This window comes from Frondihabitans sp. PAMC 28766 (genome assembly GCF_001577365.1).
Classification (GTDB): Bacteria; Actinomycetota; Actinomycetes; order Actinomycetales; family Microbacteriaceae; genus Frondihabitans.
Window position 1 is genome coordinate 1,998,090 of sequence record NZ_CP014513.1, and the last position, 22,707, is coordinate 2,020,796.

22 protein-coding genes, 2 tRNA genes and 1 pseudogene are annotated in these 22,707 nt (G+C 69.6%); 13 read left to right on the top strand and 12 right to left on the bottom strand.

From position 1 onward, the window contains the following. Positions 1–61: 61 nt before the first annotated feature. From AX769_RS09705 to AX769_RS09720, 4 genes are all read right to left on the bottom strand, one after another. Positions 62–409, bottom strand: a complete 348-nt coding sequence (locus tag AX769_RS09705) for a metallopeptidase family protein (RefSeq protein WP_066278628.1) — start codon at positions 407–409, stop codon at positions 62–64. Between the two features lie 176 nt (positions 410–585). Beyond that, positions 586–658: transfer RNA gene (locus AX769_RS09710), tRNA-His, on the bottom strand. Positions 659–716: 58 nt separating this feature from the next. Continuing rightward, complete coding sequence (orn, locus tag AX769_RS09715; RefSeq protein ID WP_066278630.1) at positions 717–1,340, bottom strand: oligoribonuclease; 624 nt, start codon at positions 1,338–1,340, stop codon at positions 717–719. 35 nt (positions 1,341–1,375) lie between these two features. Next, positions 1,376–1,813, bottom strand: a complete 438-nt coding sequence (locus AX769_RS09720; protein ID WP_066278633.1) for a MarR family winged helix-turn-helix transcriptional regulator — start codon at positions 1,811–1,813, stop codon at positions 1,376–1,378. A 113-nt stretch (positions 1,814–1,926) separates the two neighbouring features. Between AX769_RS09720 and AX769_RS09725 the strand changes: the two genes are divergently transcribed. The 4 genes from AX769_RS09725 to AX769_RS25160 all read left to right on the top strand — a co-directional run bounded on the left by AX769_RS09725 (position 1,927) and on the right by AX769_RS25160 (position 6,541). Further along, entirely contained in the window at positions 1,927–2,208 is a 282-nt protein-coding gene (locus AX769_RS09725) for an oligoribonuclease (protein WP_157887547.1), read from the top strand. 85 nt (positions 2,209–2,293) lie between these two features. Then, positions 2,294–2,563: a co-chaperone YbbN gene (locus AX769_RS09730; RefSeq protein ID WP_066278641.1), complete on the top strand. Its 270-nt coding sequence runs from the start codon at positions 2,294–2,296 to the stop codon at positions 2,561–2,563. Between the two features lie 76 nt (positions 2,564–2,639). Beyond that, positions 2,640–3,971, top strand: a complete 1,332-nt coding sequence (locus AX769_RS09735) for a bifunctional glycosyltransferase family 2/GtrA family protein (RefSeq protein ID WP_082763658.1) — start codon at positions 2,640–2,642, stop codon at positions 3,969–3,971. Continuing rightward, positions 3,968–6,541 carry a glycosyltransferase family 39 protein gene (locus tag AX769_RS25160; RefSeq protein WP_066278644.1) on the top strand — a complete coding sequence of 858 codons (2,574 nt, stop codon included), beginning with the start codon at positions 3,968–3,970 and terminating at the stop codon, positions 6,539–6,541. Before AX769_RS09735 ends, AX769_RS25160 begins: the two co-directional genes overlap by 4 nt. 184 nt (positions 6,542–6,725) lie before the next feature. Here AX769_RS25160 and AX769_RS09745 read toward each other — a convergent pair. The 4 genes from AX769_RS09745 to AX769_RS09760 all read right to left on the bottom strand — a co-directional run bounded on the left by AX769_RS09745 (position 6,726) and on the right by AX769_RS09760 (position 8,953). After that, a tRNA-Arg gene (locus AX769_RS09745) sits at positions 6,726–6,797 on the bottom strand. Between the two features lie 61 nt (positions 6,798–6,858). Continuing rightward, on the bottom strand, positions 6,859–8,013 hold the full coding sequence (locus AX769_RS09750; protein ID WP_066278650.1) for a hypothetical protein: 1,155 nt from the start codon (positions 8,011–8,013) through the stop codon (positions 6,859–6,861). 46 nt (positions 8,014–8,059) lie between these two features. Further along, complete coding sequence (locus tag AX769_RS25165; protein ID WP_239451997.1) at positions 8,060–8,428, bottom strand: hypothetical protein; 369 nt, start codon at positions 8,426–8,428, stop codon at positions 8,060–8,062. A gap of 78 nt (positions 8,429–8,506) precedes the next feature. Then, entirely contained in the window at positions 8,507–8,953 is a 447-nt protein-coding gene (locus tag AX769_RS09760; protein WP_066278654.1) for an Lrp/AsnC family transcriptional regulator, read from the bottom strand. Positions 8,954–9,059: 106 nt separating this feature from the next. Between AX769_RS09760 and AX769_RS09765 the strand changes: the two genes are divergently transcribed. The 7 genes and pseudogenes from AX769_RS09765 (at position 9,060) to AX769_RS09790 (ending at position 15,470) form a co-directional block, all read left to right on the top strand. Further along, positions 9,060–10,772 (top strand): alpha-keto acid decarboxylase family protein, encoded by a 1,713-nt coding sequence (locus AX769_RS09765; RefSeq protein ID WP_066278657.1) that lies wholly within the window; start codon positions 9,060–9,062, stop codon positions 10,770–10,772. A gap of 106 nt (positions 10,773–10,878) precedes the next feature. Next, the gene (gene msrA, locus AX769_RS09770; protein WP_066278661.1) at positions 10,879–11,406 is read left to right on the top strand and encodes a peptide-methionine (S)-S-oxide reductase MsrA; all 528 of its coding nucleotides are present in this window, start codon (positions 10,879–10,881) and stop codon (positions 11,404–11,406) included. A gap of 53 nt (positions 11,407–11,459) precedes the next feature. Next, complete coding sequence (locus AX769_RS09775) at positions 11,460–11,723, top strand: methyltransferase (RefSeq protein ID WP_239451998.1); 264 nt, start codon at positions 11,460–11,462, stop codon at positions 11,721–11,723. Between the two features lie 207 nt (positions 11,724–11,930). Beyond that, positions 11,931–12,128 (top strand): annotated as a pseudogene (locus AX769_RS25985) (single-stranded DNA-binding protein); the annotation flags it as partial. A gap of 509 nt (positions 12,129–12,637) precedes the next feature. Further along, positions 12,638–13,132 (top strand): hypothetical protein, encoded by a 495-nt coding sequence (locus AX769_RS25170; RefSeq protein WP_239451999.1) that lies wholly within the window; start codon positions 12,638–12,640, stop codon positions 13,130–13,132. A 176-nt stretch (positions 13,133–13,308) separates the two neighbouring features. Continuing rightward, positions 13,309–14,991 carry an energy-dependent translational throttle protein EttA gene (gene ettA, locus AX769_RS09785; protein ID WP_066278663.1) on the top strand — a complete coding sequence of 561 codons (1,683 nt, stop codon included), beginning with the start codon at positions 13,309–13,311 and terminating at the stop codon, positions 14,989–14,991. 2 nt (positions 14,992–14,993) lie between these two features. Further along, a complete protein-coding gene (locus tag AX769_RS09790; RefSeq protein ID WP_082763661.1) occupies positions 14,994–15,470 on the top strand; it encodes a thioesterase family protein in 477 nt (158 codons plus the stop codon). A 73-nt stretch (positions 15,471–15,543) separates the two neighbouring features. Here the strand turns inward: AX769_RS09790 and AX769_RS09795 are convergent, their stop codons facing one another. After that, entirely contained in the window at positions 15,544–16,437 is an 894-nt protein-coding gene (locus AX769_RS09795; protein ID WP_066278666.1) for an acyl-CoA thioesterase II, read from the bottom strand. A 110-nt stretch (positions 16,438–16,547) separates the two neighbouring features. Here AX769_RS09795 and AX769_RS09800 point away from each other — a divergent pair, with 110 nt between their 5' ends. Further along, on the top strand, positions 16,548–17,192 hold the full coding sequence (locus AX769_RS09800) for a hypothetical protein (protein ID WP_369824084.1): 645 nt from the start codon (positions 16,548–16,550) through the stop codon (positions 17,190–17,192). 39 nt (positions 17,193–17,231) lie between these two features. Then, on the top strand, positions 17,232–18,089 hold the full coding sequence (locus AX769_RS09805) for an NAD-dependent epimerase/dehydratase family protein (RefSeq protein WP_066278669.1): 858 nt from the start codon (positions 17,232–17,234) through the stop codon (positions 18,087–18,089). Positions 18,090–18,107: 18 nt separating this feature from the next. Here AX769_RS09805 and AX769_RS09810 read toward each other — a convergent pair whose 3' ends face one another. From AX769_RS09810 to pepN, 3 genes are all read right to left on the bottom strand, one after another. Continuing rightward, positions 18,108–18,602, bottom strand: coding sequence for a globin (locus AX769_RS09810; RefSeq protein ID WP_082763662.1), 495 nt, complete (start codon positions 18,600–18,602; stop codon positions 18,108–18,110). After that, on the bottom strand, positions 18,599–19,915 hold the full coding sequence (locus AX769_RS09815; RefSeq protein ID WP_066278671.1) for a mechanosensitive ion channel family protein: 1,317 nt from the start codon (positions 19,913–19,915) through the stop codon (positions 18,599–18,601). The genes AX769_RS09810 and AX769_RS09815 overlap by 4 nt, the downstream gene beginning before the upstream one ends. Before the next feature lie 180 nt (positions 19,916–20,095). Next, entirely contained in the window at positions 20,096–22,648 is a 2,553-nt protein-coding gene (gene pepN / locus AX769_RS09820; protein ID WP_066278674.1) for an aminopeptidase N, read from the bottom strand. Positions 22,649–22,707: the final 59 nt, after the last annotated feature.

Sequence of the window (22,707 nt, forward strand, 5' to 3'; positions counted from 1 at the left end):
GTCGCCCGCTGATGCCGCCCGCTGAGGTCGTAGGCCGAGGCCGTCGGATCGGGTCGAGGGCTCAGGCCCAGCCGAGCTCGTGCAGCTTGTCGTCGTCGAAGCCGTAGTAGTGCCCGATCTCGTGCACGAGGGTGACGTGGATCTCGTCGCGGAGCCCGTCGAGGGTGTCGCAGGATGCCAGGTGGGGTTCGCGATAGAGGATGATGCGGTCGGGCAGCTCGCCGAAGCCGTAGTCGCCGCGGTGCGTCAGGGCCACGCCGTCGTACAGCCCGAGCAGGTCGAGGGAGCCGTCTTCGGGGCGATCCTCAGTCACGAACGCCACGTTCTCGAGCCCGTCGACCATGTCGTCCGGCAGCAGATCGAGCTCGCTCACCACCACCTCTTCGAACTCGTCGGCGCCCATCTCCATCGTCCGACCCTCTCACACCTCCCTGACCCACCGATCCACGATCGAGAGTGCGCAAATCGCGGCCTCCACCGAAAGTGAGCCGCGATTCGCGCACTCTCGCCGGGGCCGAGGATCGCCCGAAACACGCACTGAACCCGAAAACGGCCCCACCCCGTGGGGCAGAGCCGTTCTTTTCGGGTGAGTAACGGGGCTTGAACCCGCGGCCTCCTAGACCACAACCAGGCGCTCTACCAGCTGAGCTATACCCACCATGCGACTTCGCCCGTCGCGCTGGCGAGAGCGTGACGAACGAAGCAACCGTAGAAGTCTATCCTAAGCGCGAGGCCCATTTGGACACGACGTCGGCGGAGATCGCTTGGACGTCTTCGGTGGCGGGGCCGGGCTCGGCGACGAAGCCGGCTTTGCGGTAGTACTCGAGTTCGCGGATGGACTCGAGGATGTCGGCGAGGGCGCGGTGGCCGCCGTTCTTGGCGGGGGCGTTGAAGTAGACGCGGGGGAACCAGCGGCGGGCGAGCTCTTTGATGCTCGACACGTCGACCGACCGGTAGTGCAGGTGGCCGTCCACTCGCGGCATGTATTTCGCGAGGAAGGTGCGGTCGGTGCCGATGGTGTTGCCGGCGATGGGGGCGACGCCTGCGTCGGGCACGTATTCGATGATGTAGTTGAGCACTTCGAATTCGGCTTCGGCGAGGCTGACGCCATTCGGAATCTCGGTGATGAGCCCGGAAGAGGTGTGCATCTGGGTGACGAACTCGCCCATGTTGTCGAGCGCCGTCTGGTCGGGCTTGATGACGATGTCGAACCCGGGGTGGACGGGCTCGAGGTCGAAGTCGGTGATCACGACGGCGACTTCGACGAGCTCGTCGATTCCGAGGTCGAGGCCGGTCATCTCACAGTCGATCCAGACCAGTCTGTCTGCGCTTGAAGCCATATGTGGAGTCTAGCGACGCGGCGAGGTGCCCTCGGTCAAGCGAAGACGACCTCCCGGCGGCTCTTCTCGTCGAGGAGGGCGGCGGTGGTTTCTATGGCCTTCCAGTCGTCGTCGGCGAGGTCGTCGAAGAGGGGCGCCATGGCGTCGGCGAGGTCACGGCGCCAGGCGAGCATCGCATCGGTGCCCTTGGGGGTGATGGCGATGAGCCAGGCGCGGGCGTCGTCGACTTCGGCGATGCGATAGACGAGTTCGTCGGCGACCATGTTGCGGAGCAGCTTGGTCATGCCGGGCTGACCGGTGCGGCTGGCGGCCGCGAGTTCGTCGGTGCGGAGGGGGCCATCGCTCGAGAGGATCGACAGGGTGCGGGCCGTGGCGGAGGTCATGCTGTGCGCGGTGTGCTGGGCGGCCGTGCGGATGAGGCGGTTGCTGGCTGAGATGAGGGTCTCCAGGATCGCGTGCGGTTCGGTGTTCACGACCGCTCAGTCTAGCAGATGCATAACTTCGTTATGGAACCATCGGCGCCTGCCGCGCGATGCCGCCACGCGCCCTGAACACCTGCTGGGCTTCGGCTGGTAGACATGTCTCCATGACTGACGAAAAGCCCACTGTGGCCGAAGGCGCCGAATACGTCGTGTTCTTCCAAGGCGGCCCCAGCGACGGCCGCACCGACACGCGAGTGTCGACCAATGGCTCGTATGACGACGAGATCACCGACTTCGTGCTGATCGACGGCACGGAGGCGGGCTTCGTCTACACCGCGACGACCGCCCACATGGTCGGTGAGCAGCTCCAGGTGCACTACACCCTCGACGCGAGAGACAGCGACCCCGTGGAGGACCCGGAAGATCGGCGCGAGAGCACGAACTAGCAGAACCCTCGAAAGGCCACAGGATGCCACGGGGCCGAGACCCGCTTCGGGAATCGCCACGTGGCATCCTGCGTTGTCTTCTCACATGAAGCTCGAGCTGTACACGTCGGCGTTCTGCGGCCCCTGCCACGCCGCACGAGCCGCCGTCGACGAGGCGTCGCGCCTGGTGCCGGACCTCCGCGCCGTCGACCTGGACGTCGCCGCGCACTCCGACGAGGCCGAGGCACGCGACATTCGGTCGACGCCGACGATCGTGCTGACGAACGACGCCGGCGACGAGCTCTTCCGGGCCGCCGGGGCACCCAGCCTGCCGCAGCTTCTGACCGCTGTCGCCGCCCACCTTCAGACGGTCTGAAGATCTTCGCTTTCTTCATAGGTGCTTCATCGGAACGGCCCGGTCGGCTCACTGGGCGCGACCGCACCATCGATGCATGCCCGACCCGACTTCGCCCCTCGACCTCGACGTCGTCATGCCCGTCTACAACGAGCAGTCGACCCTCGAGCAGAGCGTCCTCGCCCTTCACGAATTCCTCCGCACATCGATGCGCGAGACCTGGCGCATCACGATCGCCGACAACGCCTCGACCGACGAGACGGCCGCCATCGCCGACCATCTGGCCCGTCACCTCGACGGCGTCCTGGCCGTGCACCTTGCTGAGAAGGGTCGCGGCCGCGCCCTCAAGCAGGTCTGGTCGACGTCGCCCGCGCGCGTGCTCGTCTACCTCGACGAAGACCTCTCGACCGACCTGACCGCGCTCGGCCCGCTGGTCGCCCCGCTGCTGTCGGGCCACTCCGATCTCGCGATCGGCACCCGTCTCAGCAACTCCTCGCGGGTGGCGCGCGGAAGCAAGCGCGAGTTCATCTCGCGCACCTACAACCTGATCCTCCGGCAGACCATGGGCGTGACGTTCAGCGATGCGCAGTGCGGGTTCAAGGCCATCCGCGGCTCCGTGGCGCAGCGGCTGCTGCCGCTCGTCGAGGACACGGGGTGGTTCTTCGACACCGAACTGCTGATCCTCGCCGAGCGGAGCGGCCTCCGCATCCACGAGGTGCCTGTCGACTGGATCGACGATGAGCAGTCGTCGGTCGACATCGCAGCGACCGCGAAGGCCGACCTGAAGGGCCTCTACCGCGTCGCCACGGGTCTCGCCCGAGGCCGCATCCCTGTGGGCGCCGTCTACGACGAGATCGGGCGACGGCCCTACGCTCCACCGCAACGCCCCACCTTCTTCGGCCAGGTCGTCCGCTTCGGCATTGTCGGCGTGCTGTCGACCGCGGTCTACGCCCTCCTCTACCTCCTCTTCCAGCACGTGATGCCGGCCCAGCTGGCCAACTTCCTCGCCCTGCTGATCACGACGATCGCCAACACCGCGGCCAACCGGCGCTTCACCTTCGGGGTGCGCGGCGGCTCGGGCGCGGTCAAGCACCAGGCCCAAGGGCTCATCGTGTTCGGCATCGCCTGGCTGATCACGGCCGGGTCGCTCTTCGGCCTGCACCAGAGCGCACCGCACGCCGGGGCTCACACCGAGCTCGTCGTGCTGACGATCGCCAACCTCGTCGCAACCGTGGTGCGCTTCGTGCTGTTGCGGATCTGGGTCTTCCGGCGGCAGGCGCGCACCGCGGCAGCCGAGCCCACGGCGCCACCGGCCGCAGCCGAGCGCGGGGCGGCCCCGTCGCATCCTGCGCCCGCCGCTCCTCCCGGGTCGACACCGGGCGCCCCGCCCGCCGACATCTCCGATCGATCGAAAGCGAACCTCCGATGACCACCGCGACCCTGCCCCGACCCGCAGTCGCCCCCGACGTCTCGCCCTCGCGCCTCCGCCGGGCCGTTCGCTGGCTCGCCCTCGGGCCCGCCACCGCCCCGCGCTGGGAGCGCCCTGCCCTCTGGGGCCTCCTCGTGCTCTCGGGCTTCCTCTACATCTGGAACCTCGCGATCTCGGGTTACGCGAATTCGTTCTATTCGGCGGCGGTTCAGGCGGGGTCGACCAACTGGGAGGCGTTCTTCTTCGGCTCGTCCGACGCCGGCAACTCGATCACGGTCGACAAGCCGCCGGCCTCGCTCTGGGTGATGGAGCTCTCGGTGCGCCTCTTCGGCCTGTCGTCCTGGAGCATCCTGCTGCCCGAGGCCCTCATGGGCGTCGCGACGATCTTCCTGACCTACCTGATCGTGCGCCGGCACTTCTCGGGCGGCACGGCCCTCGTCGCGGGCGGCGTCCTCGCCCTGACCCCGGTCGCCGTCGAGATGTTCCGCTTCAACAACCCCGACGCCATGCTGCTGCTGCTCATGACGCTGGCCGTCTACCTCACCCTGCGGGGCATCGAGAGCGGCAGGATGCGATGGGTCGCCTGGGCGGGCGTCGTGATCGGTTTCGGCTTCCTGACGAAGCAGCTGCAGGCGTTCGTGATCCTGCCCGAACTGGCGGTGGTCTACTTCTTCTGCGCGCCGAAGCGCTGGGGAGTGCGACTCCTCCACCTGGTCGCCGCAGCTGCAGGCGTCGTCGTCGGCGCCGGCTGGTGGGTCGCGATCGTGACCCTGGTGCCGGCCTCGATGCGGCCGTACATCGGCGGGTCCCAGAACAACTCGTTCTTGCAGCTGACTTTCGGCTACAACGGCTTCGGGCGCCTCACCGGCAACGAGACCGGCAGCGTCACCGGCGGCACGACGGCTGCCGCAGGCGGCGGCTTCGGCCAGTGGGGCTCGGTCGGCCTGACGCGCCTGTTCGGCTCGCAGATCGGCGGCCAGATCGCCTGGCTGCTGCCCGCCGCCCTGATCGTGATGGTCGCCGCCTTCGTGGTGATGGGTCGGCACCACCGTGTCGACCTCCGCCGCGCCACGCTGCTGCTCTTCTCGACCTGGCTCGTCGGCACCGCGCTCGTCTTCAGCTTCGCCGGCGGCATCTTCCACCCCTACTACACGGTCGCCCTGGCGGCGCCGCTCGCCGGCACGCTCGCGATCGGCGCGTCCGTGCTGTGGAAGGCGCGGTATCGCGGGGTTGCCCCGTTGGCGTTCGCCGGGGGCGGCCGTTCTGGCGCCCGCGCGGCCGCTTTCGCAGCTGATCCGCGTCTCGCGGCGCCGAACTCGCTGGAGTTCGCACCGCCGTCGCCGGTGTCGGCGCCCGCTCCGTTCGCGGCACCCGGGGCGATCACAGCACCCGGGGCGATCGCGCGGCCCGTCGCCTACCCGGGGCAGGGTGTCTCGTCTCCTGCCGCGTCGCATCCTGGTGCCGTGTCGTCGGCGGGTGCGTGGGCGCCCCCGAGCGCGGCCACCCTGGCGGCGCCGGTGCCCGCGCCCCTGTCGGCTCCGCGCTCGTCGCTGATGGCGGACGTCCGCTGGTGGCCGCGGATCGTTCTCGCCGCAGCGATCGTCGTGACGGCGATCTGGGCCTGGGTGCTGCTCGAACGCTCGAGCGACTGGCTGCCGTGGCTCAAAGTCGTGGTACTGGTCGTGTCGATCGCGGCGGCGGTGCTCGTGCTGCTGCCGTGGCGCGGGCGCGCTCTCGCCGTGGCGTCCGTCGCCGTGATGCTGGTCGGCGGGCTGCTCGCACCGGCCGCGTACTCGATCGAGACCGCGGCGACGGCCCACACCGGGTCGATCCCGTCGGCGGGGCCGACGGTCTCCGGGGGTGGCTTCGGCGGCGGCGGTGGGTTCGGCGGCGGCGGCGGGCGCGGCGGGTTCGGCGGCGGCGGTGCAGGCGGCCGAGGCGGCTTCGGTGGCCAGGGCGGCACGGGCACGGGCACGCGGCCCGGCGGGATCGGTACCGGTGCTGGCGGCTTCGGCGGTGGGGGAGCTGGCACGGGCGGAACCGGAACCGGAACCGGAACCGGAGCCGGAGCCGGAACCGGAGCGGGGACGCGCGGCGGCTTCGGCGGCACGGGAACCGGCACCGGCGGCGGGACCGCGACCGGCGGCACGGGCACCGGCACGCGTGGCGGCTTCGGCGGCGGCGGCTTCGGAGCCCGCGGCGGTGGGACAAGTGGTCTGCTCGGCGGCAACGGCACGGTCAGCTCGTCGCTGACGAAGCTGCTGCTCGCCGACTCGGGCAAGTACACCTGGGCTGCAGCCGCGGTCGGATCCGAGACGGCGGCGAGCTACCAGCTCGCCACGCAGAAGGCGGTCATGCCGATCGGCGGCTTCAACGGCAGCGACCCCTCGCCGACGCTGGCGCAGTTCAAGGCCGACGTGAAAGCGGGCAAGATCCACTACTTCATCGGCGGCACCGTAGGTCGTTCGAACGGCGGCAGCAGTGCGTCGTCGTCGATCGCGGCCTGGGTCGAGGCGACCTTCCCGTCGCAGACCGTCGGTGGCGTCACCCTCTACAACCTCACGAAGTAGGCGGGTCGGCCGGCTCTTCTCGCTGGCCGGAAGGCGTGGCGGCGGTACGACCGACCCCTTGAGTCCGTTTCCACGCAAAAAGCCCGAACTAGTTCGGGCTTTTTGCGTGGAAACGGACTCATGCCCGCCACTGCCTGGCGGCGCGCGGCTGAGTGGCGGGAACAACGCGGCGACCGGCTCAAGTGTCCCCCGGAGGGATTCGAACCCCCGGCCATGTGGGTAGAAACCACGTGCTCTTCCGCTGAGCTACGGGGGGAAGACGCCTGCCAGAGTACTACGTGGCCCCTGCGGGCAACGCTGGCGGCGTCGGGGGATGGTCAGTCGCGGTCGGGGCTCGTGCGTCGGCGCACCTGGCCTGCGCTGACCGGGGCACTGAACGCGGGCTCGCGCTCGCCCCCGTCAGCGTCGGCCTGAGTCGCGGTCCCGGTCGGGCCGGCCTCGAGGTCGGAAGGGCTCGACGGAACCAGGGCCCGCGGCGGCTGGACGACAGGAGCCGACACCACTGACGTTCGTACGGGGGCTGCGCCCGCCGCTGTCGATGCACCCGCAATCGGCTCGGCGCCAGCACCGTCGACGCCGGTCGTGCTGGAGTCGGCGACCGCGGCGGTTGTCGCAGGCGCGGAGGCGACCGGAGGCTTGGACGCTGGAGGAGACGAGGCTGACTCGGGTGCGGAACCCATCGGGCGGTCCGCCGCTATGACGTTCGCCCGGGCGAGATCTGCCGGGACGACCCCAGCGGGGACGACCCCAGCAGGGACGACGCCAGCCGGGACGACGCCAGCCGGGACGAGGGCCTCCGAAGGTGCCGCAACGACGGGAGCCTCCGCCGACGGAGTCACGCCCGCGACAGGAGTCGCAGTCGCTGCGTCCGCAAACGGGGCCGAAGCCGCAACCCCAGCCTCGACGACAGCAGGAGCAGCAGCACTCGGCCCGACGGGGGCCGGCGCGCCCGCGCCGGACGCTCCCGCGACGGCGTCGTCTTCGACCCTCCACCGCTCGAGGTCGTAGCGGAAGAGCTTCTTGGCACGTGACGGCTTGGCCTGCCACTCGATGAGCCTGTCGCGCACGTCGATGAAGGTCTGCTCGGCCTGGAAGGTGAACGTGGCCGAGTTCACTTTGATGGCGACGATCTCGTGCTCGGCCCAGGTGGCGGCGAGGCCGGCGCCCGGGATGGCCAGAAGCCGCAGGCGCACGGCGGCCTCGTCGCCGAGGTGCTGGGCGAACTGCTTCTCGTCGTGGCCGAGCGTCGACCACGTCGTCGCCTTCCGGGCTGACGCGATGAGCGATGTGACGGCTGCGCTCGTCGCCTCACGCTCGTGCGAGTCGAGCAGACGCTTGCCCATGCTGCGGGCGATGAGGGCGGCCACGGCGCCGGCCACGACGATGGCTATGAAAGGCAGGATCGCGTCCGTCAGGATGCGAGACCCCTCGCTCGATGAGAGCCATTTCACGAAATCGGTCCAGACGGTCATGCGGCGCAGACTAACCGCGCCACCGCGCCGCGCCGCGCTGCGACACTCAGTTGAAGCGGAAGCTGTCGGTGGCGTCGGCGCGGCTCCAGAACTCGCCGATCTCGACGAAACGGCGTTGGCGGGGGAGGAAGCGCTTGGCGCGGTAGCGCTCGCCGTTCTCGTGCATGAAGCGCTCGACGTAGCCGACCACTTCGCCGTTGGGTCGGATGACGCGGGCCAGGTCGTCGTGCAGCTGCACGAGGGTGAGGCCGCCGTGCGTCTCGCGCAGCGGCGCAGCGGAGGCGTACAGGCCCTCGGCCGGGCGCGGATCGAAAGTGAGGCGCGGGTCGGAAGTGAGGCGCGGATCGAAAGTGAGGCGCGGGTCGGAAGTGAGGCGCGGGTCGGAAGTGAGGCGAGGTTCGTGCGTGGTGGTCATGGTGTCTCCTTGTCGTCGTCCGGCCGGGTTGTTGTGAACGATTCGAAGATATGTGCGACCACCGACATTCGAAGCGCGTCAGAACAACTGCGCCACCCGGTACTCGAGGGGCTCCTCCAGCACGACGGCCGTCGACGTCCGTTCGATCCCCGGCACCGAGAGGATCGCCTGCGTCACCTCGAGCAGGTGCTCGGTGTCGCGGGCGACGACGTGGCAGAGCAGGTCGTCGGCGCCCGTGACGCTGAGGCACTCGACCACCTGCGGGATCGCCGACAGCCCCGCCATCGTCCGCTTCCTGTCGGACTGCCGGATCGTCGCCGTGACGATCGCCCGCATGGGCAGCCCGAGCGCGCCCGGCCGCACCCGCGTGGACGACGCGCGCAGGTCGCGTCCTGCCGCGAAGCGCTCGAGGCGATGCTGCACGGTGCCTCGCGCGAGGCCCAGCAGGTCGGCCAGCACGGCGACGGGCGTTCGAGGGTTCGCGTCGAGCGCCGAGAGAAGGCGACGGTCTGTGGCGTCGAGCATGTCTATCTGTCCATTTCCGTGGCATCCTGCGGTCGTGAATTGATCATAGTGATCACTAAAACGCTAGCAAATTGATCACAGAGGCAAAGCGTGGTGGGCTCGACGCATGAGTGACCTCCCGGATGTCGTCAGTGTCGGCCAGTACCTCGCGCACCGCCTGATCGAGGTGGGCGGGCCACACGTGTTCGGCTTGCCGGGCGACTTCAACCTCACTCTGCTCGACGAGATGTTGACGGTCGACGGGGTCGAGTGGGTCGGCAACACCAACGAACTCAACGCCGCGTACGCCGCCGACGCCTACGCGCGCACGAGCCGTGGCATCGCCTCGCTCGTCACCACCTACGGCGTCGGCGAGCTCTCGGCGATCAACGGCATCGCCGGCAGCTTCGCCGAAGACGTGCCGGTGCTTCAGATCACCGGGATGCCGACGACTGCCGCCCGCACGACCGGCGCGCTCAGCCACCACACGCTCGTCGACGGCGACTACGACCACTTCTTCCGCGCCTACAAAGAGGTCACCGTCGCCGGTGCGATCCTCCGGGCGGCCGACGCGTCGCGCGACATCGACCGCGTGCTGCGCGCCGCTCTCGACGAGTCGAAGCCGGTCTACCTCGGAATCCCGATGGACATCGCGGCCGCGCCGGTCTCGTCCGCACCCCTGCGGCATCCGCTGCGTGCGACGCCCAGCGACTCGGTGGCGCTCGACGACTTCCGCACCGCGCTGACCGAGGCCTTCGCGAGCCGATTGGGGCCGCAGGATCCCGTCACCCTCCTGGCCGGGCCCCGCATCCACCGGCGCCGGGCCGAGCACCTGCTCGAGCGGATCGCCGACCACCCGGGTGTGCGCGTGGCCACGCAGGCCAGCGCGAAGTCGATGCTGCCCGAGACGCACCCGGCGAGCCTCGGCATCTACATGGGGCAGATGACCCCCTCGGCGGCCACGCGTGCCGCCGTGGACGAGGCGCCGCTGGTGGTCTTGGCGGGGACCGTGCTGAGCGACGTCCTCACCGGCTTCTACAGTCAGCACTTCGACTTCGACGCGGCCGTCGAGCTGGGGGTCTCGACGGCGCGGGTCGGGGCCGTGACGTTCCACGACGTGCGGCTCGAAGACAGTCTCGCGGTCGTCGACGAGGTCGTGGCGGGGCTGACGTTGTCACCTGGGCCGGCAGCCGACACCTCGTGGCCGTATCGTGCGGCGCTGCCCGCAGCCGCCCCGGGCTCTCCGCTCAGCCAGCACGAGCTCTGGACCATCGTGCAGAGCTGGCTGCCCACCGACAGCATCGCGATCGCCGACGCGGGCACGGCGATGTACGGCGCGCTCGAGTTGCAGATGCCGACCGGCACCGACCTGCTCGCCCAACCGATCTGGTCGTCGATCGGCTACACCCTGCCCGCGACGCTCGGCACCTCGCTCGCCTCGTCGCGCCGCAGCATCCTGTTCATCGGCGACGGCGCCGCGCAACTGACCGCGACCGAGCTCAGTACGATCCTGAACCGCGGGCTGACCCCGATCATCGTGCTGATCAACAACGACGGCTACACGATCGAGCGTGTCATCCAGAGCCCTGCGGCCGTCTACCAGGGCGTCGCGGCGTGGGACTGGGCTGCTCTGCCGGCGGCGCTGGCGCCCGGGGTGCCGGTGCTCACGGCGTCGGTCGGCACCGCTTCCGAGCTGCGCGACGCGCTCGCGGCGGCGGCGGGCGCGACCGACCGTGCGGTGCTGATCCAGGCGCACCTCGACCCGAACGACGCGCCGCCGCTGCTCGCCGCCCTCGGTGCCATCGCCGGCGGTGGGAGAGAGGCGCCGAGGGCCCGCTGATCCTGCGCCCCGGCCCTTACCTTTTCGGCGCAGCCGCCCCGCCCGTCGGGTGAGCGTCTGCCGAAAAGGTAAGGGTGGCGGCAGCGGGCCGGAGTACCGTGTCGGCATGACGACTTTCACGCTGGCCGGCGGCTGCTTCTGGTGTCTCGACGCCGTGTATCGCACGCTCGAGGGCGTCAGCGACGTCGAATCGGGCTATACGGGCGGCATCACGTCGAACCCGAGCTACGAGGCCGTCTGCACGGGCGTCACCGGGCATGCGGAGGCCGTGAAAGTCACGTTCGACCCCGAGGTGATCCCGGCCGACGTCATCCTCGACGTGTTCTTCACTCTGCACGATCCGCGTCAGCTCAACCGCCAGGGCGCCGATGTCGGCACCCAGTACCGCTCGGCGATGTTCTTCACCGACGACGCGCAGAAGACCGAGTTCGAGGCCGCCCGCGACCGCGCGGCCGAGGCGTGGGACGGCGGCATCGTCACGACGATCCAGCCGCTGGCCGAGTGGTTCCGCGCCGAGGAGTACCACCAGGACTTCTTCGCCAAGAACCCCGGCCAGGGCTACTGCCTGGCGGTCGCCCTGCCGAAGGTCAACAAGATCCGCAAGTCGTACGGAAAGTACGTGCTCGCGTCCTAGGGCCCGGCACTCGCCGGGCTCGCCCGCACCACCGCATGAGAAGGAGCTCAATGATGAGCAACGACAGCACTGCACCCACCGCCGGCACCACCACCAGCACCGCGGGCAGCCGCATGGCCACGGCGGCCGGCACCTGGGTCGCCGTCGGCCCGGCCGGCACCGTCGGGTCGATCCATCGCACCCATGACGGTTTCGCGATCCGTGTGCGCGACGATGCCGACTACCACGGCGCCTACCCGACCCTCGACGTGGCGAAGAGCGCCCTGCACGCCCGGCTCGGGGCGGGGGCCGACCGGCCCGAGTTCATCGAGCACTAGACGTTCGGCGGTATCGAGGCCGCAGGATCGACGACGGCGCAGGACGCCACGCCTCTCGCGTCGTCCTCTCCTCCACAGCCGGGCCCGAGCGACGAGTTCTCCACAGATCGGCGAACTCCCCCTCGGGCCGGTGCCGTCCGAGGCGACACTCGTGGCATGACAGACACCATCACACTCACTGGAATCGTGGCGACCCCGCCGAAAGACATGCGCACCAATTCGGGCCTGTCGATCTGCAGCTTCCGTCTCGCATCGTCGCAGCGCCGCTACGACCGGGGGCGCAACGAGTGGGTCGACGGCGAGACGAACTGGTACACCGTCACAGCCTTCCGGCATCTCGCCGACAATGTCGCCAAGTCGCTGGCCAAGGGCGAGCACATCGTCGTCCTCGGGCGGCTCCGAGTGCGGGCGTGGGAGAACTCCGAGCGTTCGGGTACCACCGTCGAGGTCGACGCGGATGCGATCGGCCACGACCTGCTGTGGGGCACCACGGCGTTCACCCGCGTGGTGTCGGCTCGTGCCGCGCCGTCGCCCGAGGGGCAGGGCAGCACGGGGCAGGCGGGGGTGCCGCCCGCGGGGAGCCCCGGCTCTGGCCTCGGCGCAGGCGCCGGGCTGGGCGCGGGCTCCGGCCTCGGTTCGGGCTTGCGCCGGCGCCTGCCGTTGCGCCGAACTCCGGCCCGGGGGCCCTGCCGACCGCAGTCGCAGAAGGGGCCCTTCAGCCCGATACGCGCTCGCTCGTGCCGAGCGGGTGGCCTGCGACGTCGCCGGGCGCAGAGCCCGGCGCCTCACCCAGCGACGAGGGCGGGCACGAAGGCGACACTGCCCCAGGCGGGCAGGCCTCCTGGCCCGACGAAGTCGAGACACCGTTCTGAGGCTGCCCGGGTGCTGCGCCGGTCGGCCCGTAGACTCGACACGTGCCAGTCAGTCCAACGCCCCACCGACGTCGAGCTCTCGCGGCAGTGGGCCTCCTGGCAGCCGTCTCGGTCGCCGTGCTCAGCGGCTGCACCAGCCACTCGACTCCCACGCCGTCACCCTCGGTGTCGACGCCCGTCGCCGCCCCGACGCCTACGCCGGCGCCGACGATCCCGTTCGGCGCCACGGCTCCGGCGAGCGTGGCCCTCACACACTTCGACTCGGCTCTCCAAGCTCTCCTGAAGATCAACGGGTCGCCCAACGGCGACACGGTCATCGCGACGCTCACGAAGGCCGGCTTCGACAAGAAGTCGATGCAGATCACGCCCGACCAGACCACGATCGGGCGCACCGTCGACTCGATCGAGTTCTCGGTGCTGTGGCAGGGCAAGACCTGCCTGCTCGGGCAGGTCGGCGCCTCGGGCTACTCGTCGTCGTCGGCACCGGTGCTCAGCACGGGCGCCTGCCTCGTCGGCACCACTCGCGCCATCAACTGACGCACGGATGCCGTGGTCGAACCACGCGATCCGGTTGGCACCACCGGATTCGCTGGCGCGACCGGGGGTCGCGTGGCGCGACATCACCGGCTGGCTCGCCAGCCGTTCGCCAGCGGCGTCGCCGAACACCCAGCCGGCGGTCAGCCCGCTTGCGTCCGCCGAATAGACTGGAAGGCATGGCCGAATTCATCTATTCCATGGTCCGTGCCCGAAAGACGGTCGGCGACAAGCTGATCCTCGACGACGTGACCATGTCGTTCATTCCCGGCGCCAAGATCGGCGTGGTCGGCCCGAACGGTGCCGGCAAGTCCACGATCCTCAAGATCATGGCGGGGCTCGACACCCCGTCGAACGGCGAGGCCAAGCTGAGCCCCGGCTACACCGTCGGCATCCTGATGCAGGAGCCCGAGCTCGACGAGACCAAGACGGTGCTCGAGAACGTCCAGGAGGGCGTCGGCGAGATCAAGGGCAAGATCGACCGCTTCAACGAGATCTCGGCGGCCATGGCCGAGCCCGACGCCGACTTCGACGCTCTGCTCGAAGAGATGGGCGTGCTCCAAGAGGCGATCGACGCCGCCGACGCCTGGGATCTCGACTCCCAGCTCGAGCAGGCCATGGACGCTCTGCGCACCCCTCCGGGTGATGCCCTCGTCACCAACCTCTCCGGTGGTGAGAAGCGCCGCGTCGCGCTCTGCAAGCTTCTGCTGCAGAAGCCCGACCTGTTGCTGCTCGACGAGCCCACCAACCACCTCGACGCCGAGAGCGTGCTCTGGCTCGAGCAGCACCTGCAGCAATATCACGGTGCCGTGCTCGCCGTGACCCACGACCGGTACTTCCTCGACCACGTCGCCGAGTGGATCGCCGAGGTCGACCGTGGTCGCCTCTACCCCTACGAGGGCAACTACTCGACCTATCTCGAGAAGAAGGGCGAGCGCCTCAACATCCAGGGCAAGAAAGACGCGAAGCTCGCCAAGCGCCTCTCGAGCGAGCTCGACTGGGTGCGCAGCAACTCGAAGGGCCGCCAGGCCAAGTCGAAGGCGCGCCTCGCCCGCTACGAAGAGATGGCGACCGAGGCCGAGCGCACCAAGAAGCTCGACTTCGAAGAGATCATCATCCCCGTCGGCCCCCGCCTCGGCCAGCAGGTCATCGACGCCAAGAAACTCGAGAAGGGCTTCGACGGCCGGATGCTGATCGACAACCTGTCGTTCACGCTGCCGCGCAACGGCATCGTCGGCGTCATCGGCCCGAACGGCGTCGGCAAGACCACGCTGTTCAAGACGATCACGGGTCTCGAGCCGCTCGACGGCGGCGACCTCAAGGTCGGCGAGACGGTCGACATCTCGTACGTCGACCAGAACCGCGGCGGCATCGACCCCAACAAGAACCTGTGGGAGGTCGTCTCCGAGGGCCTCGACTACATCCAGGTCGGCAAGACCGAGATCCCGTCGCGCGCCTACGTGTCGCAGTTCGGCTTCAAGGGCCCCGACCAGCAGAAGAAGGCCGGCGTGCTCTCCGGTGGTGAGCGCAACCGCCTCAATCTCGCGCTGACGCTCAAACAGGGCGGCAACCTGCTGCTGCTCGACGAGCCCACCAACGACCTCGACGTCGAGACGCTCGGCTCGCTCGAGAACGCCCTGCTCGAGTTCCCGGGCTGCGCCGTGGTGATCACACACGACCGGTGGTTCCTCGACCGCATCGCGACCCACATCCTGGCGTACGAGGGCACGCCCGACAACCCGGCCAACTGGTACTGGTTCGAGGGCAACTTCGAAGCCTACGAAGAGAACAAGATCGAGAGGCTCGGCGCCGACGCGGCCAAGCCCAGCCGGGTCACGTACCGCAAGCTCACGAGAGACTGAGCGTGGCACGGCTCCACGTCCCCACCGTGCTGCGGTGGGGCGACCTCGACGCGTACAGGCACGTGAACAACGCCGAGATGCTGCACCTGCTCGAAGAGGCGCGAATCCAGGCGTTCTGGTCGGCCGGCGAAGAGTCGGGCGACGACTCGGTGACGCAGATCCTCGACTCGAGCCCCGGCACGCAGACCTGGACACTGATCGCGCGCCAGGAGGTCGAGTATCTGGCGCCGATCGCGTACACGCGACTGCCGCTCGACATCCAGCTCTGGATCGGTCACATGGGCGGCGCCAGCCTCGAGATCTACTACGAGGTGTTCTCGCCGGTGGGTGTCGAGCCGCAGGTGCTGCACACGCGGGCTGCCTCGACGCTGGTGCTGGTCGACGCCACTACGCAGCGCCCGCGCCGCATCGCCGAGGCCGAGCGCGCGGCCTGGGAGCCCTACGTCGACGAACCTCTCGTCTTCCGCCGCCGCCAGTAGCACTCGCTGCGGTCGAGACCTCAGAAAGTGCAGCAGCTTCGGCCTGACGGTCGTCGATTCTGAGGTCTCGCCGCTACTCCGAGCGGGGGAGGCGCACCATCCCCTCCTGCGCGACCGACGCCAGCAGCCGCCCTGACCTGTCGAAGAAGCGCCCCGTGGCAAGCCCCCGGCCGCCCTGCGCCGTCGGCGACTCCATCGCGTACAGCAGCCACTCGTCGGCCCGCCCGGCGCGGTGCCACCACATGGCGTGGTCGAGGCTCGCGATCTTCATGCCAGGCCGCGACAGCTCGACGCCGTGCCGCCGCAGAATGGGCTCGAGGATACCGAGGTCGCTGGCGTAAAGCAGCGCCGCCTGGTGGATCAGCGGGTCGTCGGGCAGCCGCCCCACCGTCTTCATCCAGAGGGCCTGATGCGCGACGTGCTCGCCCTCGACGCGGAGGAAGAGCGACGACGGGATGTGCCGGATGTCGAAGGGGCGCCCGTGAGCCCAGAACTGGGCGGCAGGATGCGAGATCCCGGCCAGCGTGTCGGCCATCGTCGGCAGCGACTCCGGGTCGGCGAGCCCGTCCGGCATCTCCGTCTCGTGGTCGATCCCCTCGTCGATGGTCTGGAAGGACGACATCGTCGTCATGATCGGCACCCCGCCCTGGAGGGCTTCGGTGCGGCGCGACGCGAACGAGCGACCGTCGTGGCTGCGGTCGACGTGGAACTCGATGGGCTGCTCGATCTTGCCGGCGCGGAGGAAGTACGCGTGCATGGAGTGCACGGCCTTCTCGCTCGGCACGGTCGTCGCCGCGGCGAGCAGCGACTGGGCCAGCACCTGGCCGCCGAAGACGCGGCCGTTCGGCATCCACTGGCTGGGAGCGGCGAACTCGTCGGCGAGGGCGCCCGGGGTCAGGGTCAGAGCGCCGAGCAGGTCGGCGAGGGGTTCGTCAGGGGCAGCGGAGTGCGCCGTCGCATCGTTCATCAGCGGTAGTTTAGAGGGCCGATGAACACTGCCTTCCGCCTCCCCGACTCCCTGTCGCTCGACGACCTCCACACCTTCCTCGGAGGGCGGCCGCGGTCGACGACGGTGCGGTGCGCCTCATCGGCACACGCCCCGCTGCAGCAGGCGACGGGGGAGTGCTGGCCGCGTACGTCGGCATCCTGTCGCCCGCGGGCATTCTCGACTCGAGCCCTACCGTGCTGGGCCTCCGCACCTACGCGCTGGCGCCGGCCGAGCCCGACGCCGCCCACCAGCCCGACTCCGCCCGCGAGCGTCAGGGCACCTTCGACGCCGTCGTGCCGCTGCGGGCCGTGATCGAGCGCACGACGAGACTCCGCAACGAGGTGGTCGACCCGACCGCCCCGGTGAGCGTGCCGATCCCGCCCGCCGTCACCGCCGCATCCTGGGCCGCGATCTCGCCGCCGCGCGGCGGATGGGCTGTGCAGGGCTCCGTGGAGACGAGTGTGTTCGAGAGGGTGGCGAAGGCCGGGATCGACGAGGTGGCCGAGGTGATCCCCACGGGCACTGGCGAGCAGATCGTGCAGCGGGTGCGCTCCGGGGTCTGGTCGCGCGAGATCGATGGCGCACCGGGTGTGCCGGCCGGTGCCGCGTTCGCGGCGCTCACCCTGGGCTTCCTCGCACCCGAAGAGGCTGTGCGGGTGTTCTCGGTCGGCTCGTGGACGCGCCTCAGCACCAGTCGGGGGCACGTCCTCGTCAAGCGTCGCGGCCTGCTGTAGCCGGGAGGCCTCCAGGCGCCCCCGACTACCGTCGAGAGCATGACGATTCTGCTCACCGGTGCTACCGGTTTCATCGGCTCCGCTGTCCTTCGTGCTCTCGTGGCGAAGGGCCACGACGTCGTCGCCCTCGTGCGCACCGACGAGAAGGCGAGGGCCGTCGAGGCCCTCGGCGCCCGGCCCGTTGTCGGCGACATCACCGATACCGCCCTGCTCGAGAGCCTCGTCGTGGGGGCCGACGGCGTCATCCACACGGCATCGCCGGGCGACGCGACGAGCGCGACCGTCGATTCCGACCTCGTGGACGTCGTGATCCGGGCGACCGCCGGCCGTGACACCCCATACGTCCACACCAGCGGCATCTGGATCTTCGGCTCGGGCTCCGACCTCGTCGAGACAAGCACTCTGCAGCCGCTGCCGATCACGGGCTGGCGGGTCGACATCGAGAAGCGCCTCCGAGACTCCGACGTGAACTCGACTGTCATCGCGCCGGCAATCGTCTACGGCCACGGTACGGGCATCCCGTCGATGCTCATCGGCGAGGGCGAGATCCTCCTCGTCGGCGACGGCTCGCAGCACTGGACGACAGTCGACGTCGACGACCTGGCCGACCTGTACGTGCTTGCTCTTGAAGCCGCTGCTTCCGACGAGTACTCCCTCGCGGCCTCCGGGCAGAACCCGACCGTGCTCGAGCTCGGCGAGGCCGCGGCGCGCGGTCGCAGGTGGCCCGTCGTGCCCGAGACCGACGACTCCGCCCGAGGCCGCTTCGGCGAGGCCTTCGCCGATGCGCTGCTGCTCGACCAACAGGCCACCGGCGCGCACGCTCGCGAGACCCTCGGCTGGGCACCGCACCGCCCGTCGCTCGCCGACGAGCTCGAGCGCGGCAGCTACCTGGCCTGAGCTGGGGCGCCCGCAGGGCTACTCGCCGAAGCTGTTGACCATCGCGTGGGCGGCCCGCTCGAGGTAGCCCCACAGGGTCGCGTCGTCGAGCGGGCTCAAGCCGAGCGAGTCGACGGCCTCGCGCATGTGCACGAGCCACCGGTCGCGGGCGGCCGGGGTGATCGTGAAGGGCTGGTGCCGCATGCGCAGGCGCGGGTGCCCGCGCTCGTCGCTGTACGTCGTCGGCCCGCCCCAGTACTGCTCGAGAAACCCGGTGAGCCTCTGAATCGCCCCTTCGAGGTCATCCTGCGGGTACATCGGCCAGATCAGCGGGTCGGTCTGCACGCCCGCGTAGAACGTCCGCACGAGTCGTTCGAACGTCGGCCGCCCGCCGATCTGCCGCCAGAAGTTGCCCTGGGCGGCGTCGTCGCCGAGCCCGCCCCGCACGGTGACCGGTTGCGCGGAGGCCGGCCCCAGGCCGAGCGACGGGCGCTCGGGCGAGGCGGCAGGATCGGGAGTGCTCGCGTCGGTCATGCCCCATCCTCTCCCGACGGGCGAGGCGCGCGCGGCGCACGAGACTGCTTCGGAGGCACCGGCCCCGGCGCCCCCGGCGGCGGCACGTTGATCCGCGGGCCCGGCCCCTGCGCGGACCCGGGTGCCTGCTCGGACCCGGGTGCCTGCTCTGAGCCGGGTGCCTGAGCGGAGCCGGGTGCCTGAGCGGAGCCGGGTGCGGGAGGCTGCGGGACGGACCTCGGATCCTGCCGCCCGCTCGGAATCGGCTTCGTGGCCGCAGCGGCTCTAGACGTCGGAGTCGCAGCCGGACCGGCCGCGGGCCTCCGCCCGCGCCCCTTCGTCACGGGCACCGGGGCCGTCTCGACGGGGCGTGCGCCGCGCACGGAGGTGGCCTCGTCGAATCCTGTCAGCACGACGCTCGTCAGAGAGGGCAGCGTGATGTCCATCTCGTCCATGGCTCTCTTGATGCGCATGCGCAGCTCGCGCGCCACGTTGTCCTTCTCGGCCGAGCGGGTCCGGACGACCAGGCGGATGACCAGAGCCGACTCCGAGATCGACTCGAGGCCCCACAGCTCGGGCTTCTCGACGATGCGCGTCTTCCAGCGCGGCTCGGTCGCGAGCGCCGTCGCGGTCTTCAGCATCGCCGCCTCGACCTCGTCGATGTCGACGTCGTACGGCACAGCCGTGTCGAGCACGACGCGTGACCAGCCCTGCGACATGTTGCCCACGCGCAGGATCTGCCCGTTCGGCACGAACCACAGCGTCCCGTTCACGTCGCGCACCTGCGTGACACGGATGCCGACCGACTCGACCATGCCCGTCGCCAACCCGACGTCGACGATGTCGCCGACCCCGAGCTGATCCTCGGCCACCATGAACAGCCCCGACAGCATGTCTTTGACGACGCTCTGCGCGCCGAACGCGAGGCCGGCGGCGATGACGCCTGCGGCGCTGACGAGGCCGACGACGCTGACGTCGAGCTCGCTCAGGATGCTGGTCAGTGCGATCACGACGAGCACGACGGTGACGACGTTCTGCAGCACGCTGCCGAGGGTGCGCGTGCGCTGCACGACCCGGACGGCCTGCAGAGGGGATGCGACGAGGGCTTGGGTGTCGTCGACGTGCTGCTTCTTCTTCACGCCGCTGACGATCTGGTCGACGACGCGGCGGATCACGATCAGGGCGATGACGCGGAGGATGATCGCGCCGAGGACGATCGCCGCGACAGTGATCGGGACGTGCCAGACCGTCCAGAAGTCTTTGGCCCCCGCGGCGACCGCGGCTGGGACGCCGGTGGAGGTCGGGGTGGCAGCGGCCTGGAGGTGGAGGATCATCCGAACCATGCTAGGTGCGGAGACGATCCGAACCCTGACCGCGCGCTCGGCGTGGGCCGAATGCGCCCGGCACGCTCCCCGACCACGTGACGAGAGAAGTCCGGTCGATTTCCGTCAGAACGGTCGGTGTGAACCCGCCGTTTTGCGCGAAATCGACCGGACTCCGATCAGACCGCAGGATCAGCTGTCGGCGGCCTGCACGCGCAGCGCCCGCTCGGTGCCGGCGACACTCTCGGCCACGATGCGTCGCAGCGCGGGGGTGTCGGGGTTTGTGCCGAGCCAGTCGGTGGCAGCCGCGACGAGCGCCTCGTTCGCGAGGCCTGCCGGGTAGAGCCCCGACACGAGCGTGTCGGCGATGTGGTAGCTGCGCGACTCCCAGATGCCGGTCAGCGACTCGAAGTATCGCGCCACGACGGGCTCGAGGATCGCCGGGTCGTTCGTGTGCTGGAAGCCCATGGCGGTCGAGCGCACGATGGCGTTCGGCTTGTCGGCCGCGTCGACGATCGACGCGAACGCCGCGAGCTTCGCCTCGCTCGTCGGGATGGTCGCGCGAGCGCGAGCCGCCGACTGGGCACCGTTGGCCGTGTTGTCCGCCTCGAGGGCGGCGTCGATCTCAGCAGCACCGGCGCGGGCGACGAGCACGAGGCCCTCGAGCAGCTCCCAGCGAAGGTCGGTGTCGATCACGAGGCCGTCGAGCGTGATGCTGCCATCGATCAGACCCTGGAGGGCGTCGCCGTGAGCCTCGGTGGAGGGGATCGCGGCGAAGAACTTCACGAACTGGAACTGCGCGTCGGTGCCGGCCTCGGCCGCCTGCGCGAGCGACCAGAGCGCGTCTCCGACGCGAGTGATCGTCTCGGCGCGTTTGGCGGGGGCGACGTACGAGCGCGCGGCCTGCAGCAGCTGCGACAGCGTCGTGCGGATGGTGGTCGACTCGGTCTCGGTCGCGATGTTCGAGAGCACGAGGTCGACGTAGGCCGAGGCGGGCGTCTCGGCGTCGCGCGTGGCATCCCAGACCGACCCCCAGACGAGCGCCCGGGCCAGCGGGCTCTTGATCTTCGACAGGTGTTGGATCGCGGTCGCTAGCGAGCCCTCGTCGAGACGGACCTTCGCGTAGGCGAGGTCGTCGTCGTTCACGAGCACGAGGGCCGACTTGGCCAGGCCGACGAGGTCGGGCACCTCGGTGCGCTCGCCGTCGACGTCGATCTCGACGCGGTGGGTGCGCTCGAGCGCGTCCTCGGCGATGGGGCCTGCGCCGGTGAGGTCGTAGAGGCCGATGGCGAGGCGGTGCGGGCGGATCGTCGGGTAGTCGGCCGGGGCTGTCTGCACGATCGTGAACTTCGTGATGAGGTCGCCGTCGGTCTCGATCTCGGGGCGCAGAGTGTTGACTCCGGCCGTCTCGAGCCACAGCTTCGACCAGCTCGTCAGCTCGCGGCCACTGGTGACCTCGAGTTCGGCGAGCAGATCCGACAGCTCGGTGTTCGAGTGGTGATGCTTTTTGAAGTACGCGGCGACGCCGGCGTAGAAGGCGTCGATGCCGACCCAGGCGACCAGCTGCTTCAGCACCGACCCGCCCTTGGCGTAGGTGATGCCGTCGAAGTTGACCTGCACGTCTTCGAGGTCGTTGATCGTGGCGACGACCGGGTGCGTCGAGGGCAGCTGGTCCTGGCGGTAGGCCCAACTCTTCTCCATGGCCTGGAAGGTCGTCCACGCCTCGGTCCACTCGGTGGCCTCTGCCGTCGAGATGGTCGACGCCCACTCGGCGAACGACTCGTTCAGCCAGAGGTCGTTCCACCACTTCATGGTGACGAGGTCGCCGAACCACATGTGCGCGAGCTCGTGCAGGATCGTGACGACCCGGCGCTCCTTGATCGCGTCGGTCACCTTGCTGCGGAAGACGTAGGTCTCGGTGAACGTGACCGCGCCCGCGTTCTCCATCGCCCCGGCATTGAACTCGGGCACGAAGAGCTGGTCGTACTTGTCGAACGGGTAGGGGTAGTCGAACTTCTCTTCGTAGTAGGCGAAGCCCTGGCGGGTCTTGTCGAAGATGTAGTCGGCGTCCATGAACTCCGACAGCGACTTGCGCGTGAAGATGCCGAGGGGGATCTCGCGGCCGTCCGACGACGTCAGAGCGGAGCGCACGACGTCGTACGGGCCGGCGACGATCGCGGTGATGTAGCTCGACAGGATCGGGGTCGGTGCGAACTCGTAGGTCGCCTTGTCTCCGTCGACGGTCGGCTCGGGCGTGATCGAGTTCGACACGACCTCCCAGCGCGAAGGCGCCGTGATCGTGAACTGGAACGTCGCCTTGAGGTCGGGCTGCTCGAAGACCGCGAACACTCGGCGGCTGTCGGGCACCTCGAACTGCGAGTAGAGGTAGACCTCGCCGTCGACCGGGTCGACGAAGCGGTGCAGGCCCTCGCCGGTGTTCGTGTACTCGGCGTCGGCGACGACGGTGAGCACGTTGTGCGCGGCGAGCCCGTCGAGCTGGATGCGGATGCCGTCGCTGACCGTCGCAGCGTCGAGGGCCGCCCCGTTCAGCGTGATCGAGTGGACGGTGCGCGTGAAGGCGTCGATGAAGGTGGAGGCCCCCTCGGTCGCGTCGAACGTGACCGTGGTCGTGCTGCCGAAGACCTCGTCGCCCCGCGTCAGGTCGAGATCGACCACGTACGACTCGACGTCGAGGATGCTCTTGCGCTCTTGCGCCTCGATCCGGGTGAGGTTCTCTCCTGGCACTGGTGCTCCTCCTGAGGTAACGGTTCGGCCGTCGTCGGCCCGGGCTTCTGGCCCTCATC